This is a genomic window from Agrobacterium sp. CCNWLW32 (assembly GCF_037083425.1).
Lineage (GTDB): Bacteria > Pseudomonadota > Alphaproteobacteria > Rhizobiales > Rhizobiaceae > Agrobacterium > Agrobacterium radiobacter.
In genome coordinates, this window is the sequence record NZ_JBAOJM010000006.1 from 207489 (window position 1) to 227176 (window position 19688).

A 19688-nucleotide genomic window follows, 5' to 3' on the forward strand; every position below is an offset into this window, starting at 1 on the left:
GCCCAGAAGCCCCGCCCGAACCCCGCTGTTTCGCGCGCTTTCCCCGTTGTTTCCTTGACTTTCCGGCAATTTGGGCATATCCCCGCGCCAAGTCTTTGCAAGTGCCGCAGCGGCACGCAGGTGTTCTTACCGAACCAGAACGGAAAAAGTTCTTCCTTTGACAACATTCTCTGATCTTGGCCTGAGCCAAAAAGTTCTTTCCGCTATTGCAGATGCCGGCTACACGACGCCGACACCCATTCAGGCTGGCGCCATTCCGCCGGCGCTGGAAAAGCGTGATATCTGCGGTATCGCACAGACCGGCACGGGCAAAACCGCGTCCTTCGTTCTGCCGATGCTGACGTTGCTCGAAAAGGGCCGTGCGCGCGCCAGAATGCCGCGCACCCTGATCCTCGAGCCGACCCGTGAGCTTGCAGCGCAGGTGGCGGAGAACTTCGAGAAATATGGCAAGAATCACAAGCTGAACGTCGCCCTCCTCATCGGCGGTGTTTCCTTCGAAGACCAGGACCGCAAGCTGGAGCGCGGCGCCGATGTGCTGATCTGCACGCCCGGCCGCCTTCTCGACCATTGCGAGCGCGGCAAGCTCCTGATGACCGGCGTGGAAATCCTCGTCATCGACGAAGCCGACCGCATGCTCGACATGGGCTTCATTCCCGATATCGAGCGTATCGCCAAGATGATCCCCTTCACCCGGCAGACGCTGTTCTTCTCGGCCACCATGCCGCCGGAAATCCAGAAGCTGGCTGACCGGTTCCTTCAGAACCCGACCCGTATCGAAGTCGCCAAGCCTTCTTCCACGGCAAAGACCGTGACGCAGCGCATCGTCGCCGCGCACAACAAGGACTATGAGAAGCGCGCCGTGCTGCGCGATCTCGTCCGTGCCGAAGAGACCGAACTCAAGAACGCGATCATCTTCTGCAACCGCAAGAAGGATGTGGCAGACCTGTTCCGTTCGCTGGATCGTCACGGCTTTTCCGTCGGCGCCCTGCATGGCGACATGGACCAGCGTTCGCGCACCACGATGCTGCAGAATTTCCGCGATGGAAATCTGACGCTGCTGGTCGCCTCCGACGTTGCAGCACGCGGACTGGACATTCCCGATGTCAGCCACGTCTTCAACTTCGATGTTCCCATTCACGCTGAAGACTATGTCCACCGCATCGGCCGCACCGGTCGCGCGGGCCGTTCGGGCAAGGCCTTCACCCTCGTCACCAAAAGCGATGCAAAATATCTGGACGCGATCGAAAAGCTGATCGCCGAGAAGATCGAGTGGCTGAGCGGTGACCTGTCCTCACTCCCCGCGCCCATGGAAAGCTTCGAGAGCAATTCCAGCCGCCGAGGGCCCAAGGAACGTGGCGGTAGAGGTCGCGACAGGAACCGTCGCGATGCACCCGCATCGCCGGTCGAAAACATCAATCAGGATGCACAGTCCGCTGTGGATACGGACATTGCGGCTCACGGAGAAGACAAGGTGAAGGCAGAACGCAGACCGGAAAAGACCCCGCGCAATTCCGAGCGCAACAGCCGCAACCAACCGCACGCCAATGACGACAACCGCGACCGCCGCCGCCATTATCGCGACCACGACGATGGCCCGACACCGGTTGGTTTCGGCGACGACATTCCCGCCTTCATGCTGATCGTGGCCAACGCCAAGGCTTGACCAGCGCAATGGACAATATGACATCAACCATCAAGCCCGGCCTCGATTTTCCGGGCGTTGGTGTCGGCCTTGTCATATTGCGTAACGAGCGCGTACTTTTATGCCGGCGCCTGAAGGCGCCGGAAGCCGGATACTGGAGCATTCCGGGCGGCAAGGTCGATCACCTTGAAACTTCCCTCGCCGCAGCACGCCGCGAGGCCGAAGAAGAAACCGGCCTTGAGATCGGCGACGTCGAGTTTCTCTGCCATAGCGAATTTATCGATACGCAAGACCGCCACCACTGGGTTTCGCTGATCTTCGTTACCCGCGATGCGCAGGGTGAGCCGGCATTGACCGAACCGGACAAGCTTTCCGCTATCGGCTGGTTCGATCCGGGTGAACTTCCCGAACCCATCTCCGCCTTTGCCAGGGACGCCCTGGCCGCCCTGAAATAAGGCCGCACAAGCGGCCAACCGGACCCGCCTGCAGGCAACAAGGGCGTTCGACGGGCAATTTCACACAGTCATACGATCTATACGCCGGAGTTGGATTTACCCTCTCCGCGCTATATCTTTTCCAGAAATACAAAAATGAAAGAACGTCTTTGCGCCAGGCTTTCAGAATTCAATTTAAAATTGCTTAAATTAGCTTCATGTAAAAAACCGCCCCAGTTGCCTGAAGCGGTTTATACGTAATGAAAAAAATAGAATATAGAATGTAATATAGTCTGGCAGTGCTTATAATCGGAACACTTTCCGAGGCCTGTTACAGCCAATTTCAGTCGTCCCCTGAAACAGTTACATCTAAGCTAATCATTTACTTTCCGTCAAGCAAATCTTCTCGCAAATGCGAAAAAAACATGGCGTAAAAGCGGTGAATAATTGGAAGGATTATATATTCGTCATATATATCAATAAATTATGCAATTGATAATAAAATGTGCATGTTTTTGTGCTGCACTCTGAAAAGCATAAACCTAGCTCAGTCTTTTCTAAACTGTGCTTATACGCGGCACATGTAATAGATTTATGAAGTAACGCAACTCACGGCAGGAACACGAAATACCTCCTCGCCCATTCGGTGCAAAGGAGGAACAACTCCACCGCAAGAACAGCCGCACCGCGAGACCGGTCGCGCGCAATTGCACCGAATGAAAACAATTAAAAGTTGCTGGACTGCTCCGCGCCCTCGAATCGGGTAACTTCCGATCAAAACCGCCGCCCTGCGGATGGCGATATGCGATTATGATGAAACCGCAGCGATTTTTCCTTTGGAAAACCGGTTGTTGCCGATAAACATCAAGCCGGGACAACAGGATTTCTATCGCGTCATGCTTTCACTTCGCCTGCTAACGATCATCGCCGGTTTTGCCTTCGCGGGCTCAGCAAGCGCGGCATCGATTGGCATTGTTGCCCCTCAGAACGGTCCTTACGAGCTTCTGGGCCAGCAGATGCGGCAGGGGGCGAAGGCGGCGGCGGCCAAGCTCGGGCTTGATGTCGTCGAAATCCATGAGAGCTGCGAAGACGGCAGCGGCGGCGCGATTGCCGATGGCCTCGTGGCCGCCAAGGTCAGCGCCGCGATCGGGTTTTTATGCACGGAGACGCTTCAGGGCGTTCTGCCGCCATTGAAAGCGGCCGCCATTCCCGCGATCACGCTTTCCAGCCGCGCGCCGATCCTGATGGAAGATGCGCTGAAATACGGCTGGCCGCTTTTCCGCCTCGCCCCGTCTGACAGGGCCGAATCGGACAGGATCGCCGAAATCATCCTGCGCGACTGGAAGGGACACTCCATCGGACTTGTGGATGACGGCACGATCTATAGCCGCGAGCTGGTGGACCGCATCCGCTCGGCGCTCGAGGAAAACGGCCTCAAGCCCACCTTCACCGATACGATGCGGCCCAACCAGGAACAGCAGGTGGCGCTTGTGCGCCGGCTGGCGCGCACCGGCATCTCCCATGTCTTCGTGGGCGCGGAGCGCAACGACGTCGCCATCATCGCCCGGGATGCCGCATCCGAAAACCTTCCCTTGACCATCATGGGCGGCGACGCCATGAACGCCGCCAACAATCCGGTTCCCTTGACCGCGAATGTGCTGGCCGTCACGCGTCCGGCCTATGACGCCCTGCCCTCCGCCCAGACCGCCGCCGGCGAACTGCGGGGCGCAGGCATCGAACCTGAGGGCTATATCCTGCCCGCTTATGCCGCGGCCGAACTCACCGCCGCCCTTGCGGAGGCAGTGCAGGCGCAGTCGAAACCCGGGCCGGAAATATTGGCTGGCGGCGCCGTCTTCAAGACCGTCATCGGCGATCTCGGCTTCAACCCGTCACACGACCTTTCCGACAATCCCTATCGCCTGCAGCGCTGGAACGGCCAGCGTTTCGAACCGGCGGACAAGGCGGAAAAACAATAGGCAACGCGGCAGCAACCGAAATTCGATGAAACGCGGCTGAAAACCTCCGGCAACCGCGCGGCCAGCCGTTTCAAACCCGGATACTTGATGTTAAAGGCAGCTTACGCAACGCGTCGAGAGGAGTTTGCCCCATGTCCCTGCCCATCCGCATAGCCCCTTCCATTCTGGCCGCCAATTTCGCCAAGCTCGGACAGGAAGTCGCCGATGTCACGGAAGCCGGCGCGGACTGGATCCACCTCGATGTCATGGATGGCCACTTCGTCCCCAACATCTCCTTCGGCCCTGATGTCATCAAGGCGCTGCGCCCGCACAGCATGGCGTTCTTCGACTGCCATCTGATGATCGCACCCGTTGATCCCTATCTCGAAGCCTTCGCCAAGGCCGGCTGTGACAGCATCACCGTGCACGCGGAAGCAGGGCCTCACCTGCACCGCTCGCTGCAGACGATCCGCGGGCTCGGCAGAAAGGCCGGCGTGACGCTGAACCCCGCCACGCCGCTTTCGGTCATCGAGAACGTGCTTGATGATGTCGATCTCGTCCTGATCATGAGCGTCAATCCCGGTTTCGGCGGGCAGAAGTTCATTCCGGCCATGCTCGACAAGATCCGCGCGGCAAAGGCAATGATCGGCGACCGGCCGATCGAACTGGAAGTTGATGGCGGCGTGACGGCGGAAACCGCGGGCGCAATCGTTGCCGCCGGTGCGAATGCGCTGGTGGCCGGCTCGGCCGTCTTCAAGGGCGATGGCGTCGCCGACTACCGCAAGACCGTCGCTCAGTTGCGTGCGGCGGCGGAAGCCGGGCGGACGTAACCCGCCACCGCTGAATGCGGACAGGCCGGAGACGGCACAGCAAGGCGTTGGGGGGATTTTCATGGGAAGCGACAGGCGGGGTTTCCGTGACACGGCTTCGGCAGCGCTATTTACGCTGCTCGGCGCGTTTGTCTGGGCCCTCTGCTCAGCCGCGGCCGCCGCCATCGGCCTCTATGTCAGGAACCGGCTGGAAACCGACCACGCCACCGACATAATCACGCTTTTCTTCGTGGGCGGCCTTTTCGGCTGGATGCTGGCCATGGCCGCGTTGCACTTCCTCCCCCCGTCCACCGCCCTGCCGCTGCGTTTCGCGGCGGCCTGTCTTGCCATCGCTTTTTTCACGCTGGCTGTCGCGGCGGCGTTCTTCGCTTTCGAGTACCGGATTTTCTATGCGCAATGGCACGCGCCGGCATTCTCCCGCATCTGGTTTTTCCAGCAGCTCTTCACATCGCTCGGCGCGATTTACCAGTTCTGCGTTCTGGGTCTTGGATTGTATTTACCCTTTGCCGCCGTTCCACTCCTGCCTGCGGGTGCATTCCTTTGCCGACGTGCGCAACGAGCAACATAGGCATGTGGCTTGATAGATTGAGATTACCGGAACACTTTGCTAAACGGGCAGCAAAATTCCTCCACAAAGAAAGTCATTGCCATGATCCCTCGTTACTCCCGGCCGGAAATGGTCGCCATCTGGTCGCCGGAAACAAAGTTCCGCATCTGGTTCGAGATCGAGGCACATGCCTGTGACGCGCTGGCCGAACTCGGCGTCATCCCCAAGTCGGCTGCCCAGACGATCTGGGAAAAAGGCGGCAGCGCCACCTTCGACGTCGCCCGCATCGATGAAATCGAAGCCGTCACCAAGCACGACGTCATCGCCTTTCTAACCCATCTTGCCGAATTTGTCGGCCCTGACAGCCGTTTCGTGCATCAGGGCATGACCTCTTCCGACGTGCTCGACACCACGCTCAACATCCAGCTCGTGCGCGCCGCCGATCTGCTGCTCGCCGATATGGACCGGGTGCTGACGGCGCTCAAGACCCGCGCCTTCGAACACAAGAACACGGTGCGCATCGGCCGCAGCCACGGCATCCATGCCGAGCCGACCACCATGGGCCTGACCTTTGCCCGCTTCTATGCCGAGATGCACCGCAATCGCGAGCGCCTCGTCAATGCCCGCGCCGAAATCGCCACGGGCGCGATCTCCGGCGCCGTCGGCACCTTCGCCAATATCGATCCGCGCGTCGAAGAACATGTCTGCGAAAAGCTCGGCCTCATCCCCGAGCCGGTCTCCACGCAGGTCATCCCGCGTGACCGCCACGCCATGTTCTTCGCGACCCTCGGCGTCATCGCCTCGTCGATCGAAAACGTCGCCATCGAAATCCGCCACATGCAGCGCACCGAGGTTCTGGAAGCGGAAGAGTTCTTCTCGCCGGGCCAGAAGGGTTCGTCCGCCATGCCGCACAAGCGCAACCCGGTTCTGACCGAAAACCTCACCGGCCTTGCCCGGCTGGTGCGCATGTCCGTCGTTCCGGCAATGGAAAACGTTGCACTATGGCACGAGCGCGATATCAGCCACTCCTCGGTCGAGCGCGCCATCGGCCCCGACACGACCGTCACGCTCGACTTCGCGCTGAACCGTCTGGCCGGCGTCATCGAAAAGCTGGTGATCTACCCGGACAACATGCTGAAGAACATGAACAAGTTCCGCGGCCTCGTGCATTCGCAGCGCGTTCTGCTGGCGCTGACGCAGGCAGGCGTTTCCCGCGAGGACGCCTATCGTCTCGTCCAGCGCAACGCCATGAAGGTGTGGGAACAGGGCGCCGACTTCCTTGAGGAACTGCTGGGCGACGAGGAAGTGCGCGCCGCACTTCCCGAAGAGGTCATCCGCGAAAAGTTCGACCTCGGTTACCACACCAAGCATGTCGACACGATCTTCACCCGCGTCTTCGGCAACGCCTGAGACTTGAGCTGAGTAAGAGACCTTGAAGTTAATGTCGCCGCGACCTTGATCGCGGCGGCATCACAACACAGATATGGGCGCATGAAAGTTTCAGAAGCAGATATCCTGATCGTCCCCGGTTATACCAATTCCGGCCCCGACCACTGGCAGAGCCGCTGGGAGCGCAAGCTTTCCACCGCCCGTCGCGTCGAGCAGGCCGAATGGGCCAAACCCGTGAAGGAAGATTGGGTCGCCCGGCTGGTGGAAGAGGTCAACGCCTCCACCAAGCCCATCGTCCTCGTCGCCCATTCCCTTGGCGTGCCGACCGTCATCCACGCCCTGCCGGAAATCGGCAAGAAGGTGTCCGGTGCGCTGTTCGTTGCGCCGCCCGATGTCGCCAATCCCGATATCCGGCCCAAGCACCTGATGACCTTCGGGCCTTACCCGCGCGACCCGCTGCCTTTCCCGACGATCACCATCGCCAGCCGGAACGATCCTTTCGGCTCCTATGAACACGCCGATGACATTGCCGCCGCCTGGGGTTCGTTGCTGATCGACGCCGGCATGTCCGGCCATATCAACAGCGAGTCCGGCCATGGTCCGTGGCCGGAAGGCGGCATGGTGTTCGCCCAGTTCCTGAGCAGGCTGAAGGCTGTCGAGCCCTGACGGCGGCGGCCGTGCGGGCCGCCTCCCCTTCGATCTGCCCCGGAAGCCTATTTTCCGGGTGCCGCGGTTTCTCCGGCCTGTCACAAGAATTGAAGGGAAATATGCGAGCCGCATTGTAGAATGCACTCTTTTCCTTTATGGGACCGCTTCAAAGACCAAACGCAACGCCACCAGAATCGGCGTCAACCAAGAGACCTGCAATTATGAACCGTCGCCGCCGTATTTACGAAGGCAAGGCCAAGATCCTCTACGAAGGTCCGGAGCCAGGCACGCTTATCCAGTTCTTCAAGGACGATGCGACCGCCTTCAACAAGAAGAAGCATGAAGTCATCGACGGCAAGGGTGTGCTGAACAACCGTATCTGCGAATATGTCTTCACGCATCTGAACAAGATCGGCATTCCCACCCACTTCATCCGCCGCCTCAACATGCGCGAGCAGCTGATCAAGGAAGTGGAGATGATCCCGCTTGAGATCGTCGTGCGCAATGTCGCCGCCGGCTCTCTCTCCAAGCGCCTCGGCATCGAGGAAGGCGTGGTGCTGCCGCGCTCGATCATCGAGTTCTATTACAAGTCGGATGAGCTGGAAGACCCGATGGTCTCCGAAGAGCACATCACGGCGTTCGGCTGGGCCAATCCCGCCGAGCTTGACGACATCATGGCGCTCGCCATCCGCGTCAACGACTTCTTGTCCGGCCTGTTCCTCGGCGTCGGCATCCAGCTCGTCGATTTCAAGATCGAATGCGGCCGGCTCTTCGAAGGCGACATGATGCGCATCATCCTCGCCGACGAGATTTCGCCAGACAGCTGCCGCCTGTGGGACATCGAGACCCAGAAAAAGATGGACAAGGACCTGTTCCGCCGCGATATGGGCGGACTTGTGGAAGCCTATTCCGAAGTGGCGCGCCGTCTCGGCATCATCAATGAAAACGAACCGATCCGCGGCACTGGTCCGGTCCTCGTAAAGTAATATTGGCCTCGTAGGGTAAAATCAGGAGAAGATCAGGTGATCAAGGCACGGGTGACTGTTACGCTGAAGAACGGCGTTCTCGATCCGCAGGGCAAGGCAATCGAAGGCGCGCTCGGCAGCCTCGGTTTCGGTGGCGTCGGCCATGTCCGTCAGGGCAAGGTCTTCGACCTGGAGCTGGAAGGCGCCGACAAGGCCAAGGCCGAGACCGACCTGAAGGCGATGTGCGAAAAGCTCCTGGCCAACACGGTCATCGAAAACTACGCTATCGCCATCCTCTGAAGCCGCAGGAGCCGCCGTCCATGAAATCCGCTGTCGTCCAACTTCCCGGCCTCAACCGCGACCGCGACATGATCGCGGCGCTGACGAAAATTTCCGGAAGCGCGCCCGTCACCATCTGGCAGACGGAAACGGATATTCCCGATGTCGACCTGATCGTCATTCCGGGCGGCTTCTCCTATGGTGACTACCTGCGTTGCGGCGCCATCGCCGCGCGCATGCCGGTCATGCAGGCCATCCGCGAAAAGGCCGAAAAAGGCGTCAAGGTTCTCGGCGTCTGCAACGGCTTCCAGATTCTGGTCGAAGCCGGCATGCTGCCCGGTGCGCTGATGCGCAACGCCTCGCTGAAATTCGTCTGCCGTGAAGTGAAGCTCGAAGTCGCCAACAACGACACCGATTTCACCCGCGCTTACGACAAGGGCCAGATCCTGCGCTGCCCCGTCGCCCATCACGACGGCAACTATTTCGTCGAAGCCGAAGAGCTGAAGGCGCTGGAAGGCAACGGCCAGGTGGTGTTCCGTTATGCCGAGGACACCAACCCCAACGGCTCGCTGAACGACATTGCCGGCGTCATCAACGCCAGGGGCAATGTCCTCGGCATGATGCCGCATCCGGAAAACCTCATCGAAGCCGCCCATGGCGGCAATGACGGCCGCGGCCTCTTCGCTTCGGCGCTCGGCGTCATCGCAGCCTGATAGACCGGGCGGGCTTCAGGCCCGCCTTTTTTGATGCCGGCTTTCGGCGCCGTTTCGGCCTTTCTTCTGGATGACCTGATGCCCCGTCTTCTTCGACACAATGCCCATAAAGCCGCCGGATTGATCCTCGCTGCCGCCGCACTTGCCGCCTGCCAGCCGAAACCGCAGCCGGCTGCCTCCGTCTCCCGCGCGGCCCTGCCGACCATGGAACGGATCGCGCTTGGCGCGAATGCCTGCTGGTTCAAGTCGGGCGATGCGGCCTTCAAGGCCTATCGTCTGGCCCCTGAACTCAACTCCTTCTCCGGCCGCCCGCGCATCCTGCTCGTGCCGCGCAACAGCCCGGAATCGCGCCCCATGCTGGTGGTTCAGGCCGAAGGCAATCCGGCAAAGCTCGACGCTTTCGGCCCCGTGATGAACGAAGCCATTTCCGGCCGCATCGCAACCGACGTCAAGCGCTGGGCGAACGGCGGCAAGGGCTGCTGATCGACAAGCGCGGAAACGGTCCGCGGCGGGCGCATCGGTTAGTTCTTAGCTTGGGATGCATCGTTTCTATCCTCATCCCTGTGCTTGTCACAGGGATCCAGCCAGCCCAAGTCCTTGGGCTGAGAGTAGTCCTTCCGTCGCGCAGACGCGCATCGGCTGGATTCCTGTGACAAGCACAGGAATGAGGGACACGGATGTGTGCCCGGCGCAAAAAATCCCTGTAACGTACTTGTCGATTTGGCAAAGAGGCTCTCGGCAATCCAATAAAAAAACCCGCCAGCGCCGGTTGGGAGTGGCGTGGCGGGCTGCCGAATGGCTTGATGGCGCCGGGGAAAGAAGGCACCGCTCTCCGACAAAAAATCAAAGCGACCGGGAGGGCCAGGAGAGAAGCCGCGATTTTGCGGCCTCGTTGAGGGCCTCATCCCGCGTAACGCCGATATCCTTCAGAAGATCGTCGGACAATTCCCGCAAAGCGAGCCGTCCCTGCCGTTTCCGGTGCCAATTGAACATGCCCGCAATCAGGCGACCAATAAGCGTGTGGGCGATCTTGGCCGGAAAGGGCGCCGGTGCGACCATGTCGCCGGCATCGCGGAACACGCGTTCCCGTTCGTAGCCATCAGGATAGAGTGTATCCGCTGTCGAAAGGTATTGATCCATCTTGCGCATATTGCACCTATTGTCTCCGTTCGTTGATCCTCAATTAATGCAGACAATAAATACAATTGACTTCTCGATAGATACAATGCATAAATTGTCACCATGACAAATTGGCTTCCCGACATCACCGAGGGCGACGGCCCGATTTATCTTCGCCTCGCCGACAGTATTGAAGGCGCGATTTCCGACGGCACCCTGCAGGCCGGCTCGAAACTGCCGCCCCAGCGCAATCTTGCTTACGATCTCGGTGTGACAATCGGTACAATCAGCCGGGCCTATGCGCTCATTCACGAACGTGGCCTCGTCAGCGGTGAGGTCGGACGCGGCACCTATGTCAATGAGCGCAAGACCCCTGCCCCCTCATTGCCCCTGGAACCGGCAGCGGCGGCCTTCGGCAGCACACGCCACGCCATCGACAGCAGCGCCGAATTCAGGCTGAACACGACGGCTGCACCGGATGTCGGCCAGAGCGGGCTGATCGCCCGGCACATCGAGGCCGTCACCCGTGAGCATGCCTACGACATCACCAATTACGCCCGCTCCTTCCCCGACAGCTGGTGCATGGCGGGCGTTCGCTGGCTTTCCCAGAACGGCTGGTCGCCGAAACCGGAAAACATCGTCTCGACGCTTGGCGCCCATGCGGCGGTGATGAGTGTGGTGACGGCGATGACCGCGCCGGGCGACCGTATCGTCTTCGAACCCGTCACCTATTCCCACATCAGCCGCAGCGCCGCCCTTGCCGGTCGGCGGGTGACGCTGGTGGAAGCGGATGAGAACGGCATTGTCCCTGATGATTTCGAGCGCGTCTGCGCCCAGCAGCATCCGAAGATGATCTTCCTGATGTCGGCCGGCCAGAACCCGACCTGCGCCACCCTGCCGGAAGAGCGCCGCCGCGCGATTGCCGATATTGCCCGCCGTTACGGCGTGTGGATCATCGAGGACAATCTCTACGGCGCGATGACCCGCGAGGCGATCCCGCTGATCGCCGAATTTGCGCCCGATATCACCTTCGTGGTCGGCGGCCTGTCGAAATCCGTCGCCGCCGGCGTGCGCGGCGGCTGGGTCGCCTGTCCAGCGCAATATTCCTCTCGTATCCGCATTTCCCACTCGATGCTGACGGGCGGCCTGCCCTTCATGCTGGCCGAGTTGAACGCGCGCCTCGTCAATAGCGGCGACGCCGATGACATTCGCAAGGACTGCATCGCAGAAATCAATCAACGCGAAGCGATTGCCCGGCGGGCCTTTGCCGGACTGGATTTCAATTCGCTGCCGGATATCGCCTTCCTGTGGCTGAGACTGCCCGAACCCTGGCTTTCCGGCACCTTCCGCAATGCGGCGATGAAGGAAGGCGTGCTGATCGACGACGAGGACGAGTTCAAGGCCGGACGGACGGACAAGGTTTTCCACCGCGTCCGCATCAGCTTTTCAGGCCCCTCCACCCGCGAGGAACTGACGCATGCCTTCGGCGTCCTCCGCCACCTGCTCGATAATGGCTCCGCCGGATATGAGAGCGTGGCATGACCCGATGTGCGTTGGTGCGCAGACCGTGCGCCGCCGCGAATAACGGCATAAACCGCCAATTAACCGGCAAAACAGCGCATTTTCCTGTCGCGCCATTGAGCCTCTTGCGCTAAAGAACCGGAAACTTTCCTCGGCTCGAACCGCGTGAGACCTATGTCGATTCCAAACTCCATCAAGATCACCCCGGAACTCGTTGCATCCCACGGGCTGAAGCCCGACGAATACCAGCGTATCCTCGACCTGATCGGACGGGAGCCTAGCTTTACCGAGCTTGGCATCTTCTCGGCCATGTGGAACGAGCACTGCTCCTACAAGTCTTCCAAGAAGTGGCTGAAGACCCTGCCGACAACAGGCCCGCGCGTCATTCAGGGCCCCGGTGAAAACGCCGGCGTTGTCGATATCGACGATGGCGACTGCGTCGTCTTCAAGATGGAGAGCCACAACCACCCATCCTATATCGAGCCCTATCAGGGTGCGGCGACCGGCGTCGGCGGCATCCTGCGTGACGTCTTCACCATGGGCGCACGCCCGATCGCTGCCATGAATGCGCTGCGTTTTGGTGCTCCTGACCATCCGAAGACCCGCCACCTCGTGGCCGGTGTCGTCGCCGGTGTCGGCGGTTACGGCAATTCCTTCGGCGTGCCGACCGTCGGCGGCGAAGTGGAATTCGACCCGCGTTATAACGGCAACATCCTCGTCAACGCCTTTGCTGCTGGCCTTGCCAAGTCCAATGCGATCTTCCTTTCGGAAGCCAAGGGCGTCGGCCTGCCGGTGGTATATCTCGGTGCAAAGACCGGCCGTGACGGTGTCGGCGGCGCGACCATGGCGTCTGCCGAATTCGACGAGTCGATCGAAGAAAAGCGCCCGACCGTTCAGGTCGGCGACCCCTTCACCGAAAAGTGCCTGCTGGAAGCCTGCCTTGAACTGATGAAGACCGGCGCGGTCATCGCCATTCAGGACATGGGTGCCGCCGGCCTCACCTGCTCGGCCGTTGAAATGGGCGCCAAGGGCGATCTCGGCATCGAACTCGACCTCAATGCCGTGCCGGTGCGCGAAGAGCGCATGACGGCTTACGAAATGATGCTGTCGGAAAGCCAGGAGCGCATGCTCATGGTTCTCGAGCCCTCCAAGGAAGAGGTCGCCAAGGCGATCTTCGTTAAATGGGGTCTGGACTTCGCTATCGTCGGCAAGACCACCGACGACCTGCGCTTCCGCGTGCTGCACAATGGCGAGGAAGTCGCCAACCTGCCGATCAAGGATCTCGGCGATCAGGCCCCGGAATATGACCGTCCGTGGACGCCCGCCAAGGTTCAGGCGCCGCTTTCGGAAAATGACATTCCCTCGGCCGATATTGCCGATGCGCTGGTTTCGCTGGTTGGTTCGGCCAACAACTCCTCGCGCCGCTGGGTCTATGAGCAGTACGATACGCTGATCCAGGGCAACTCCCTGCAGCTGCCGGGTGGCGATGCCGGCGTGGTCCGTGTCGAAGGCCATGACAAGAAGGCGCTCGCCTTCTCCTCCGACGTGACGCCGCGTTATGTCGAGGCCGATCCCTTCGAAGGCGGCAAGCAGGCCGTCGCCGAATGCTGGCGCAACATCACCGCAACCGGCGCCCTGCCGCTGGCGGCTACCGACAACCTCAATTTCGGTAATCCGGAAAAGCCTGAGATCATGAGCCAGCTCGTGCATGCCATCAAGGGCATCGGCGAAGCCTGCCGCGTGCTGGAATTCCCGATCGTTTCCGGCAATGTCTCGCTCTACAACGAGACCAACGGTCAGGCGATCCTGCCCACCCCCACCATCGGCGGCGTCGGCCTCCTGAAGGATTGGGGCCGCATGGCGCGCATCCGCTTTGCCGCCGCTGACGAAGTGGTGCTCTTGGTCGGCGCGCCTGCCGGTCTCGGCACCCACATCGCCCAGTCGGTTTACATGCGCGACATCCATGGCCGCATCGATGGCCCCGCACCGCATGTGGATCTGGCAGCCGAAAAGAAGAACGGCGATTTCGTCCGTACGCTCATCACCGATGGTCTTACGACAGCGGTTCACGATTGCTCCTCGGGCGGTCTGGCGCTTGCGGTTGCCGAAATGGCAATTTCCTCCGGCATCGGCGCGACGATCGATGCGGTCGAAGGCCACAATCCGGTCCTCACCTTCTATGGCGAAGACCAGGGTCGTTACGTCCTGACGGTGAAGAAGGGTGATCTCGACAAGGTGCAGGCAGCGGCGAAGGCGGCGGGCGTTTCCTGCCCCGCAATCGGCGTTACCGGCGGTGCGAGCGTAAAGCTGGGCACGGCGCGGGCTGTCGAGATTAAAGAATTGCACTTGGCCTATGAATCGTGGTTCCCTCAATTCATGGACGGCGAAACTTTGCTCGCCGCAGAATGAATTAAGGAGAAACACCATGCCCATGAAACCCGGCGACATTGAAGACATGATTAAGGCGGGAATTCCCGGGGCAAAGGTCACGATCCGCGATCTGGCCGGTGACGGCGACCACTACGCGGCGGAAGTCGTTGCGGATGCGTTCAAGGGCAAGACCCGCGTGCAGCAGCACCAGATGGTCTATGACGCGCTGAAGGGCAATATGGGCGGCGTTCTGCACGCCCTTGCCCTGCAGACCTCGGCTCCCGAATGACCGTGGCCGTCAAAGCCGTTCGGGCAAGACAGTTTCACTGTCCTGCCAACGCATAAAGGCTCCGGACTAAAATCAAAGGCCCGCGTGATACTCTCACGCGGGCCTTTTCATATCCGGTAGAATGAGCAGTAGCCGCTTACAAAGCAGGCGGGCTCTGCGATTCCAGATCGGCAAAAGATGCGGCCGGTAAAGGTCCAGCCGTTAGCAGCGTAAAATCGTAACCGGACTTGCGATCAGGCCCCAGAACATATTGCCGGTGCATGCGCAGGAAGTTGCGCTTGTTCTTTTTATACCGCTCCGGCGAAAGCGAATGCTTGAAGCGGATCGGCACGATCTTCGGCAGCGGCGCATCCTTATGGCCGGTCAGCGCCACCGTGTTACACCTGTAGAGGTGAATGGGATCGGTGAGGCACTGGATATCGAACCATGTCACCTCAGGGTGACGTGCAATCACGCCGACGCTCTCACGCAGCCTGTCCGCACTCGACAGGAACGCACATTGCAGCGCTGCGCCGCCCAGCGTTGCAAAGGACAGCTTCCGGCCATCCAGCGCATCCGGCCTGAGTTCCAGCACGCGGCCGATCACGGCGAGCGCAAGACTGGCGCCCATGCTGTGCGAAATGACCAGAACCTCGTCCGAGGGCTGCTCAAGCGTCGTCAGAACAAGTGCGGCCCTCTCTTCGATCCAGTCGCGGGCAATCGCTTCATCGCGGCCGACAGCGAGCGCGAAGCGCCAGTCCGCATAAAGATGCAGGGTGTGAAACCGCTCCGCAAAAGGCAGAAACGCCTTCACGAAAAACAGGGCGGCGGCGGGAAGGCTGATTGCGAAGAGCCAGAGAGGCAAACCGAGCAGCGAAGGCGAGAGCGCAATAGCCGCAGCAACAGCACCGCCGACCAGCATCAGCAGGAACGGGAAGATGAAGAACAGACCAAAACGCCAGGCATGGCGGAAGTAGCGCGCCGCACCGCCCTCGGCGATAATGCCTGCACCGGCTTTGAAACCAAGCCAGATCTGCTGCCGGACCGGCGCATCCCGTAACTGCGATATCACCGCATTATGATCGTAAACGAAAATGTCGGAGCGCGTCCGCCAGTCGCCCGCCGAAGCCTCCACCGTGAATGTTTCACCCGCCGGCGTGTTCGTGAGCGGTCCCACCGCATAGTCGACATCCCAAGTCTTGCCGGCCAGCGCCGCCGCCCGCTGGTAACGCAGATGATGGGCCGCCGCATCGAGCGGATCGAAACCGGGGAAATAAAGAACAAGGCGTGACTTGACGGTCGGCATGCATAAACCTTCGGGCTGGAGGCACCCGAAAGGATCGCTTGATACAGTGGGCGATGCACGTATAGTAAAAATCGCGACCGAAATATGATTTATTTATTGGCGAGGGAAATTTGTCTGGCATCGTCGATCAATTGCTCAACGGCGTCGTCAAGGGCGCTCTGGCCGAAGTGCTGACCAAGACCGGTATCCGCAAGACCCGAAGGGCCCGCCGGACGAAAAGCGCCGGTTCCCTTGCCGGCGGCATCGTCGGCTCGGTCCTGGAAGCCGCGATCAACGCAGCCGTCAAACCCAAGCCAGCCAAGAAGCAGGTGAGCAAAAGACGCACGGCCGCTGCGCGCAGCCGACAGAGATATCGATGATCCGCAACGAGCGGCTTTGCCTGTTTTTCGCCTGCGCCCTCCTGTTTCTTTCCGCAACACGCATGGGCTTCACCGACGACAGAAGTAACAAAGAGATCAAAATCGGCTTCGCCGTGCTGCTTCATGATGCTGATCCGATAGCCGGCACCGCGCTTTGCAAAATTGGTCAAACCTGCCGTCTGCTTAAACAGGAAGAGCCTAAATTAATTGTCGATCTCAAAATCGACCACCAAAACGACCGACTGGTGAGTGAAATGCAGGTGGATTGCGAACGAGATTGTTCGCTAGCGACCGGCCGCTCAGTGATGACACTCCAGAACCAGAAAGAACTCGATCTTTTCGCTGACGAGACAGGCATATTAGTCCCGCTCGTCTCCAGACCGCGAAAGACGATCGGCAAAATACTTCTGGTCTATCCCGACACCTGACCCGCTGCGACGTGGACGCGAAATTTCGATCCCTCTCCAATGATGCCACACCCGCAGTTTTTTACGCTTCCCGGGTGGAAATCGCGCCGCGACATGTTATCTAGGAACAAACGGAAAGCAGCGGCCTTGAACCGCATGTGAAAGGAATAGGCCTATGAGCGGCATTAACGACATGATCGACAGCGAAGTGAAGAGCAACGACATCGTTCTTTTCATGAAGGGCACCCCGCAATTTCCGCAGTGCGGTTTTTCCGGACAGGTGGTACAGATCCTCGATTATCTCGGCGTCGACTACAAGGGCGTCAATGTGCTTGCCGATGCCGACATCCGTCAGGGCATCAAGGACTATTCCAACTGGCCGACAATCCCGCAGCTCTACGTCAAGGGCGAATTCGTCGGCGGCTGTGACATCGTAAGAGAGATGTTCCAGTCCGGCGAACTGCAAAGCCACTTCCAAGAACAGGGTATCAGCGTCCGCGGCGCGGCCTGATTTCGGCCGGTTCATCCGGCCCACCCTGATTGTCAGAAAACTATGCCAGGCGTTGCTTCATGCAACGCCTTTGCCGTTCTTTTTGGGGCAATCCTGTGACAGAACTTTCACAATCCACCGCTTCGCGCGCAGGCTCGATGGGGCGCACGGAATTCATCGCGCTTGCCGCGATGCTGATGGCGCTGAACGCGCTTGCCATCGACATCATGCTGCCGGGTCTTCAGGAAATCGGCGCATCGCTTGGCGTCGTCAATGAAAACCACCGCCAATATGTCATTTCCACCTATCTTCTGGGCTTCGGCGTCGCGCAGCTTCTGTACGGTCCGATCTCGGACCGTTTCGGACGCCGCAAGCCGATGCTCGTCGGACTTGCGATCTATATCGTTTCAGCCCTCGCCGTAGTCTTCGTACCGTCATTCTCCGGCCTGCTGATCCTGCGCTTCATTCAGGGCATCGGCTCGGCGGCGACACGCGTCATTACCATCTCGATCGTGCGTGACATCTATGGCGGCCGCCAGATGGCGGAAGTCATGTCGCTGATCATGATGGTGTTCATGGTCGTTCCGGTCATCGCACCCGGCACCGGTCAGATCGTGCTGTTTTTCGGTAACTGGCATCTGATCTTCGCCTTCATGGCGGGAATTGCCGCCGTCGTGACGGCCTGGATGTATTTCCGCCTGCCGGAAACCCTGCATCCGGACGATGTCCGCCCCTTCACCGCCCGTTCTATCCTTGGCGGCTTCAAGATCGTGCTCACCAACCGCATTGCGCTTTGTTACACGCTCTCCAGCACCTTTATCTTCGGTGCGCTGTTCGGCTTCATCAATTCGGCCGAACAGGTCTACAAGGGCATTTATGGGCTGGGTGCATGGTTCGCAGCGGCCTTTGCGGGCGTGGCGCTGTTCATGGCCTTCTCGTCCTTCATCAATGCAAGGCTTGTCGGCCGGTTCGGCATGCGCAAGCTGTCGCACGGATCCCTGCTGGGCTTCATCGCCATCACCTTCATCTGGCTGGTGGTGCAGGTGCTTGGCCCGGAACCGATGCCCTTTGCGATCTTCATCGTGTTCTTCGCGCTCGCCATGTTCCAGTTCGGCTGGATCGGCTCAAACTTCAACTCGCTCGCCATGGAACCGCTCGGCCACGTCGCCGGCACGGCCTCGTCCGTTATCGGTTTCATGGGAACGGTCGGCGGCTCGCTGATTGGTGCCGCCATCGGCCAGGCTTTCGACGGCACCGCACTGCCCATGGTGGCCGGCTTCTTCGTCGTCTCCATCATCGGTCTGATCTTCGTGCTGATCGGGGAAAAGGGCGTGTTGTTTCAGGCCCACAACAAGCCGACACGGTAAGGGCCGTTAGAAAAATGAAAGGGCGCGGAATTCTGTTCCGCGCCCTTTTTGTTGATTACGAGTTCACGTCATCCGCAGCCCGTCACCCCGGACTAGATCCGGGGTCTAGCCAGCCCAAGTCTTTGGGCTGAGAAGACTCTTTCCACCGCGCAGACGCGCGGCTACTGGATGCCGGATCAAGTTCGGCATGACGGGAGAAAGCCTTCCTGCCCAGCCCCACATTAATTCGCCGCCTCAAACCGTAAAAATCTTCTCGCGCAGCAATTCCCACGTCTCCTGATTGGGTGCCAGCAACAGCCCGCCATCCACATGCCGCGGCAGATAGGGCGAGCCGTTGAGACGCGCCGCATAGGCGCCCGCTTCCTGCGAAAGCAGCGTGCCGGCCAGATGGTCCCAGGGCATCAGCTTGTTATACATCAGGAAATGCATGTGGCCGCCGCAGAACAGGCGGTATTCATGCGCCGCGCAGCGATAGCTGGTGAACAGCCGCACATCGGCGAGGTTCGTCAGAATCTTGCGCCGTGTCTCAACGTCGAAATAGCCGGTATTGGCGATGCCCACCATCTGCGACAGTTCAGGCGCCGGCACGACCGACATCTGCGTCTGCGAACCATCAGCACTGCAAAGCCAGGCGCCGGAACCCTTTTCGGCAATCGCCCAGTCATTGCCCATCGGATCAAAGATCAGGCCGGCAACGGTCTCGCCCTTCGAGATAACGCTCATCATCACGCCGAAGAGCGGCAGGCCGGAGGCGAAATTATAGGTGCCGTCGATCGGATCGACCACCACGGCAAGATCGGCATCGGCAAGCTTGCCGAGCAGCGAGGCGTCCGCCGCCACCGCTTCTTCGCCGATGAACAGCGCATCAGGCATGATTTCCTGTACACGGGCGCGGATAAGCCGCTCCGCAGCCTCGTCGGCCTCGGTCACAAGGTCGATCGCCTCGCTCTTTATCCGCACATCGCCCTCGCCCAGATTGCGGAACCGCGGCAGGATTTCCACTGCCGCCGCCTCCTGAAGCGCGTTGGCAAGAGAGGCGATGTCGAGTTCGAGAGCCATGGGCGATATCCTTCTTTCTG

General features: G+C 60.0%; 21 protein-coding genes. 18 read left to right on the forward strand and 3 right to left on the reverse strand.

Features of this window, described 5'->3' with window-relative positions; translation table 11 throughout:
• Positions 1-157: 157 nt before the first annotated feature.
• The 11 genes from V6R85_RS15520 (at position 158) to V6R85_RS15570 (ending at position 9885) form a co-directional block, all read left to right on the forward strand.
• The gene (locus V6R85_RS15520; RefSeq protein ID WP_111792474.1) at positions 158-1663 is read left to right on the forward strand and encodes a DEAD/DEAH box helicase; all 1506 of its coding nucleotides are present in this window, start codon (positions 158-160) and stop codon (positions 1661-1663) included.
• Between the two features lie 8 nt (positions 1664-1671).
• Positions 1672-2097 carry an NUDIX domain-containing protein gene (locus V6R85_RS15525; RefSeq protein ID WP_020810920.1) on the forward strand — a complete coding sequence of 142 codons (426 nt, stop codon included), beginning with the start codon at positions 1672-1674 and terminating at the stop codon, positions 2095-2097.
• A gap of 773 nt (positions 2098-2870) precedes the next feature.
• Positions 2871-4052 carry an ABC transporter substrate-binding protein gene (locus V6R85_RS15530; RefSeq protein ID WP_162695537.1) on the forward strand — a complete coding sequence of 394 codons (1182 nt, stop codon included), beginning with the start codon at positions 2871-2873 and terminating at the stop codon, positions 4050-4052.
• Between the two features lie 131 nt (positions 4053-4183).
• Positions 4184-4861, forward strand: coding sequence for a ribulose-phosphate 3-epimerase (rpe, locus tag V6R85_RS15535; RefSeq protein ID WP_003507931.1), 678 nt, complete (start codon positions 4184-4186; stop codon positions 4859-4861).
• Between the two features lie 61 nt (positions 4862-4922).
• Complete coding sequence (locus tag V6R85_RS15540; protein WP_111834500.1) at positions 4923-5429, forward strand: hypothetical protein; 507 nt, start codon at positions 4923-4925, stop codon at positions 5427-5429.
• Positions 5430-5510: 81 nt separating this feature from the next.
• Positions 5511-6818, forward strand: a complete 1308-nt coding sequence (purB, locus tag V6R85_RS15545; RefSeq protein ID WP_003507924.1) for an adenylosuccinate lyase — start codon at positions 5511-5513, stop codon at positions 6816-6818.
• 81 nt (positions 6819-6899) lie between these two features.
• Positions 6900-7463: an alpha/beta hydrolase gene (locus V6R85_RS15550; RefSeq protein WP_003507920.1), complete on the forward strand. Its 564-nt coding sequence runs from the start codon at positions 6900-6902 to the stop codon at positions 7461-7463.
• Positions 7464-7666: 203 nt separating this feature from the next.
• A complete protein-coding gene (gene purC, locus V6R85_RS15555; RefSeq protein ID WP_003507919.1) occupies positions 7667-8431 on the forward strand; it encodes a phosphoribosylaminoimidazolesuccinocarboxamide synthase in 765 nt (254 codons plus the stop codon).
• 36 nt (positions 8432-8467) lie between these two features.
• On the forward strand, positions 8468-8710 hold the full coding sequence (purS, locus tag V6R85_RS15560) for a phosphoribosylformylglycinamidine synthase subunit PurS (protein ID WP_003507918.1): 243 nt from the start codon (positions 8468-8470) through the stop codon (positions 8708-8710).
• 20 nt (positions 8711-8730) lie between these two features.
• Entirely contained in the window at positions 8731-9402 is a 672-nt protein-coding gene (gene purQ, locus V6R85_RS15565; RefSeq protein ID WP_111834501.1) for a phosphoribosylformylglycinamidine synthase subunit PurQ, read from the forward strand.
• Between the two features lie 33 nt (positions 9403-9435).
• Entirely contained in the window at positions 9436-9885 is a 450-nt protein-coding gene (locus V6R85_RS15570; RefSeq protein ID WP_376903711.1) for a hypothetical protein, read from the forward strand.
• A 360-nt stretch (positions 9886-10245) separates the two neighbouring features.
• Here the strand turns inward: V6R85_RS15570 and V6R85_RS15575 are convergent, their stop codons facing one another.
• On the reverse strand, positions 10246-10551 hold the full coding sequence (locus V6R85_RS15575; protein WP_111834502.1) for a DUF1127 domain-containing protein: 306 nt from the start codon (positions 10549-10551) through the stop codon (positions 10246-10248).
• A 93-nt stretch (positions 10552-10644) separates the two neighbouring features.
• On the opposite strand from V6R85_RS15575, the gene V6R85_RS15580 reads away from it, so the two are divergent.
• From V6R85_RS15580 to V6R85_RS15590, 3 genes are all read left to right on the forward strand, one after another.
• Positions 10645-12063: an aminotransferase-like domain-containing protein gene (locus V6R85_RS15580; RefSeq protein ID WP_003507913.1), complete on the forward strand. Its 1419-nt coding sequence runs from the start codon at positions 10645-10647 to the stop codon at positions 12061-12063.
• Between the two features lie 153 nt (positions 12064-12216).
• A complete protein-coding gene (gene purL / locus V6R85_RS15585) occupies positions 12217-14451 on the forward strand; it encodes a phosphoribosylformylglycinamidine synthase subunit PurL (protein ID WP_111834503.1) in 2235 nt (744 codons plus the stop codon).
• A 16-nt stretch (positions 14452-14467) separates the two neighbouring features.
• The gene (locus V6R85_RS15590) at positions 14468-14701 is read left to right on the forward strand and encodes a BolA family protein (RefSeq protein ID WP_003516012.1); all 234 of its coding nucleotides are present in this window, start codon (positions 14468-14470) and stop codon (positions 14699-14701) included.
• A 136-nt stretch (positions 14702-14837) separates the two neighbouring features.
• Here the strand turns inward: V6R85_RS15590 and V6R85_RS15595 are convergent, their stop codons facing one another.
• Positions 14838-15986 carry a hypothetical protein gene (locus V6R85_RS15595; protein WP_111834504.1) on the reverse strand — a complete coding sequence of 383 codons (1149 nt, stop codon included), beginning with the start codon at positions 15984-15986 and terminating at the stop codon, positions 14838-14840.
• A gap of 110 nt (positions 15987-16096) precedes the next feature.
• On the opposite strand from V6R85_RS15595, the gene V6R85_RS15600 reads away from it, so the two are divergent.
• The 4 genes from V6R85_RS15600 (at position 16097) to V6R85_RS15615 (ending at position 18609) form a co-directional block, all read left to right on the forward strand.
• Entirely contained in the window at positions 16097-16345 is a 249-nt protein-coding gene (locus V6R85_RS15600; RefSeq protein WP_003507906.1) for a hypothetical protein, read from the forward strand.
• The gene (locus tag V6R85_RS15605) at positions 16342-16773 is read left to right on the forward strand and encodes a hypothetical protein (RefSeq protein WP_003507905.1); all 432 of its coding nucleotides are present in this window, start codon (positions 16342-16344) and stop codon (positions 16771-16773) included. The genes V6R85_RS15600 and V6R85_RS15605 overlap by 4 nt, the downstream gene beginning before the upstream one ends.
• Positions 16774-16927: 154 nt before the next feature.
• Positions 16928-17263 carry a Grx4 family monothiol glutaredoxin gene (gene grxD / locus V6R85_RS15610; protein WP_060723270.1) on the forward strand — a complete coding sequence of 112 codons (336 nt, stop codon included), beginning with the start codon at positions 16928-16930 and terminating at the stop codon, positions 17261-17263.
• A 137-nt stretch (positions 17264-17400) separates the two neighbouring features.
• A complete protein-coding gene (locus tag V6R85_RS15615; protein ID WP_031234083.1) occupies positions 17401-18609 on the forward strand; it encodes a multidrug effflux MFS transporter in 1209 nt (402 codons plus the stop codon).
• A 234-nt stretch (positions 18610-18843) separates the two neighbouring features.
• Here the strand turns inward: V6R85_RS15615 and V6R85_RS15620 are convergent, their stop codons facing one another.
• Complete coding sequence (locus V6R85_RS15620; RefSeq protein ID WP_111834505.1) at positions 18844-19668, reverse strand: inositol monophosphatase family protein; 825 nt, start codon at positions 19666-19668, stop codon at positions 18844-18846.
• Between the last annotated feature and the right edge of the window lie 20 nt (positions 19669-19688).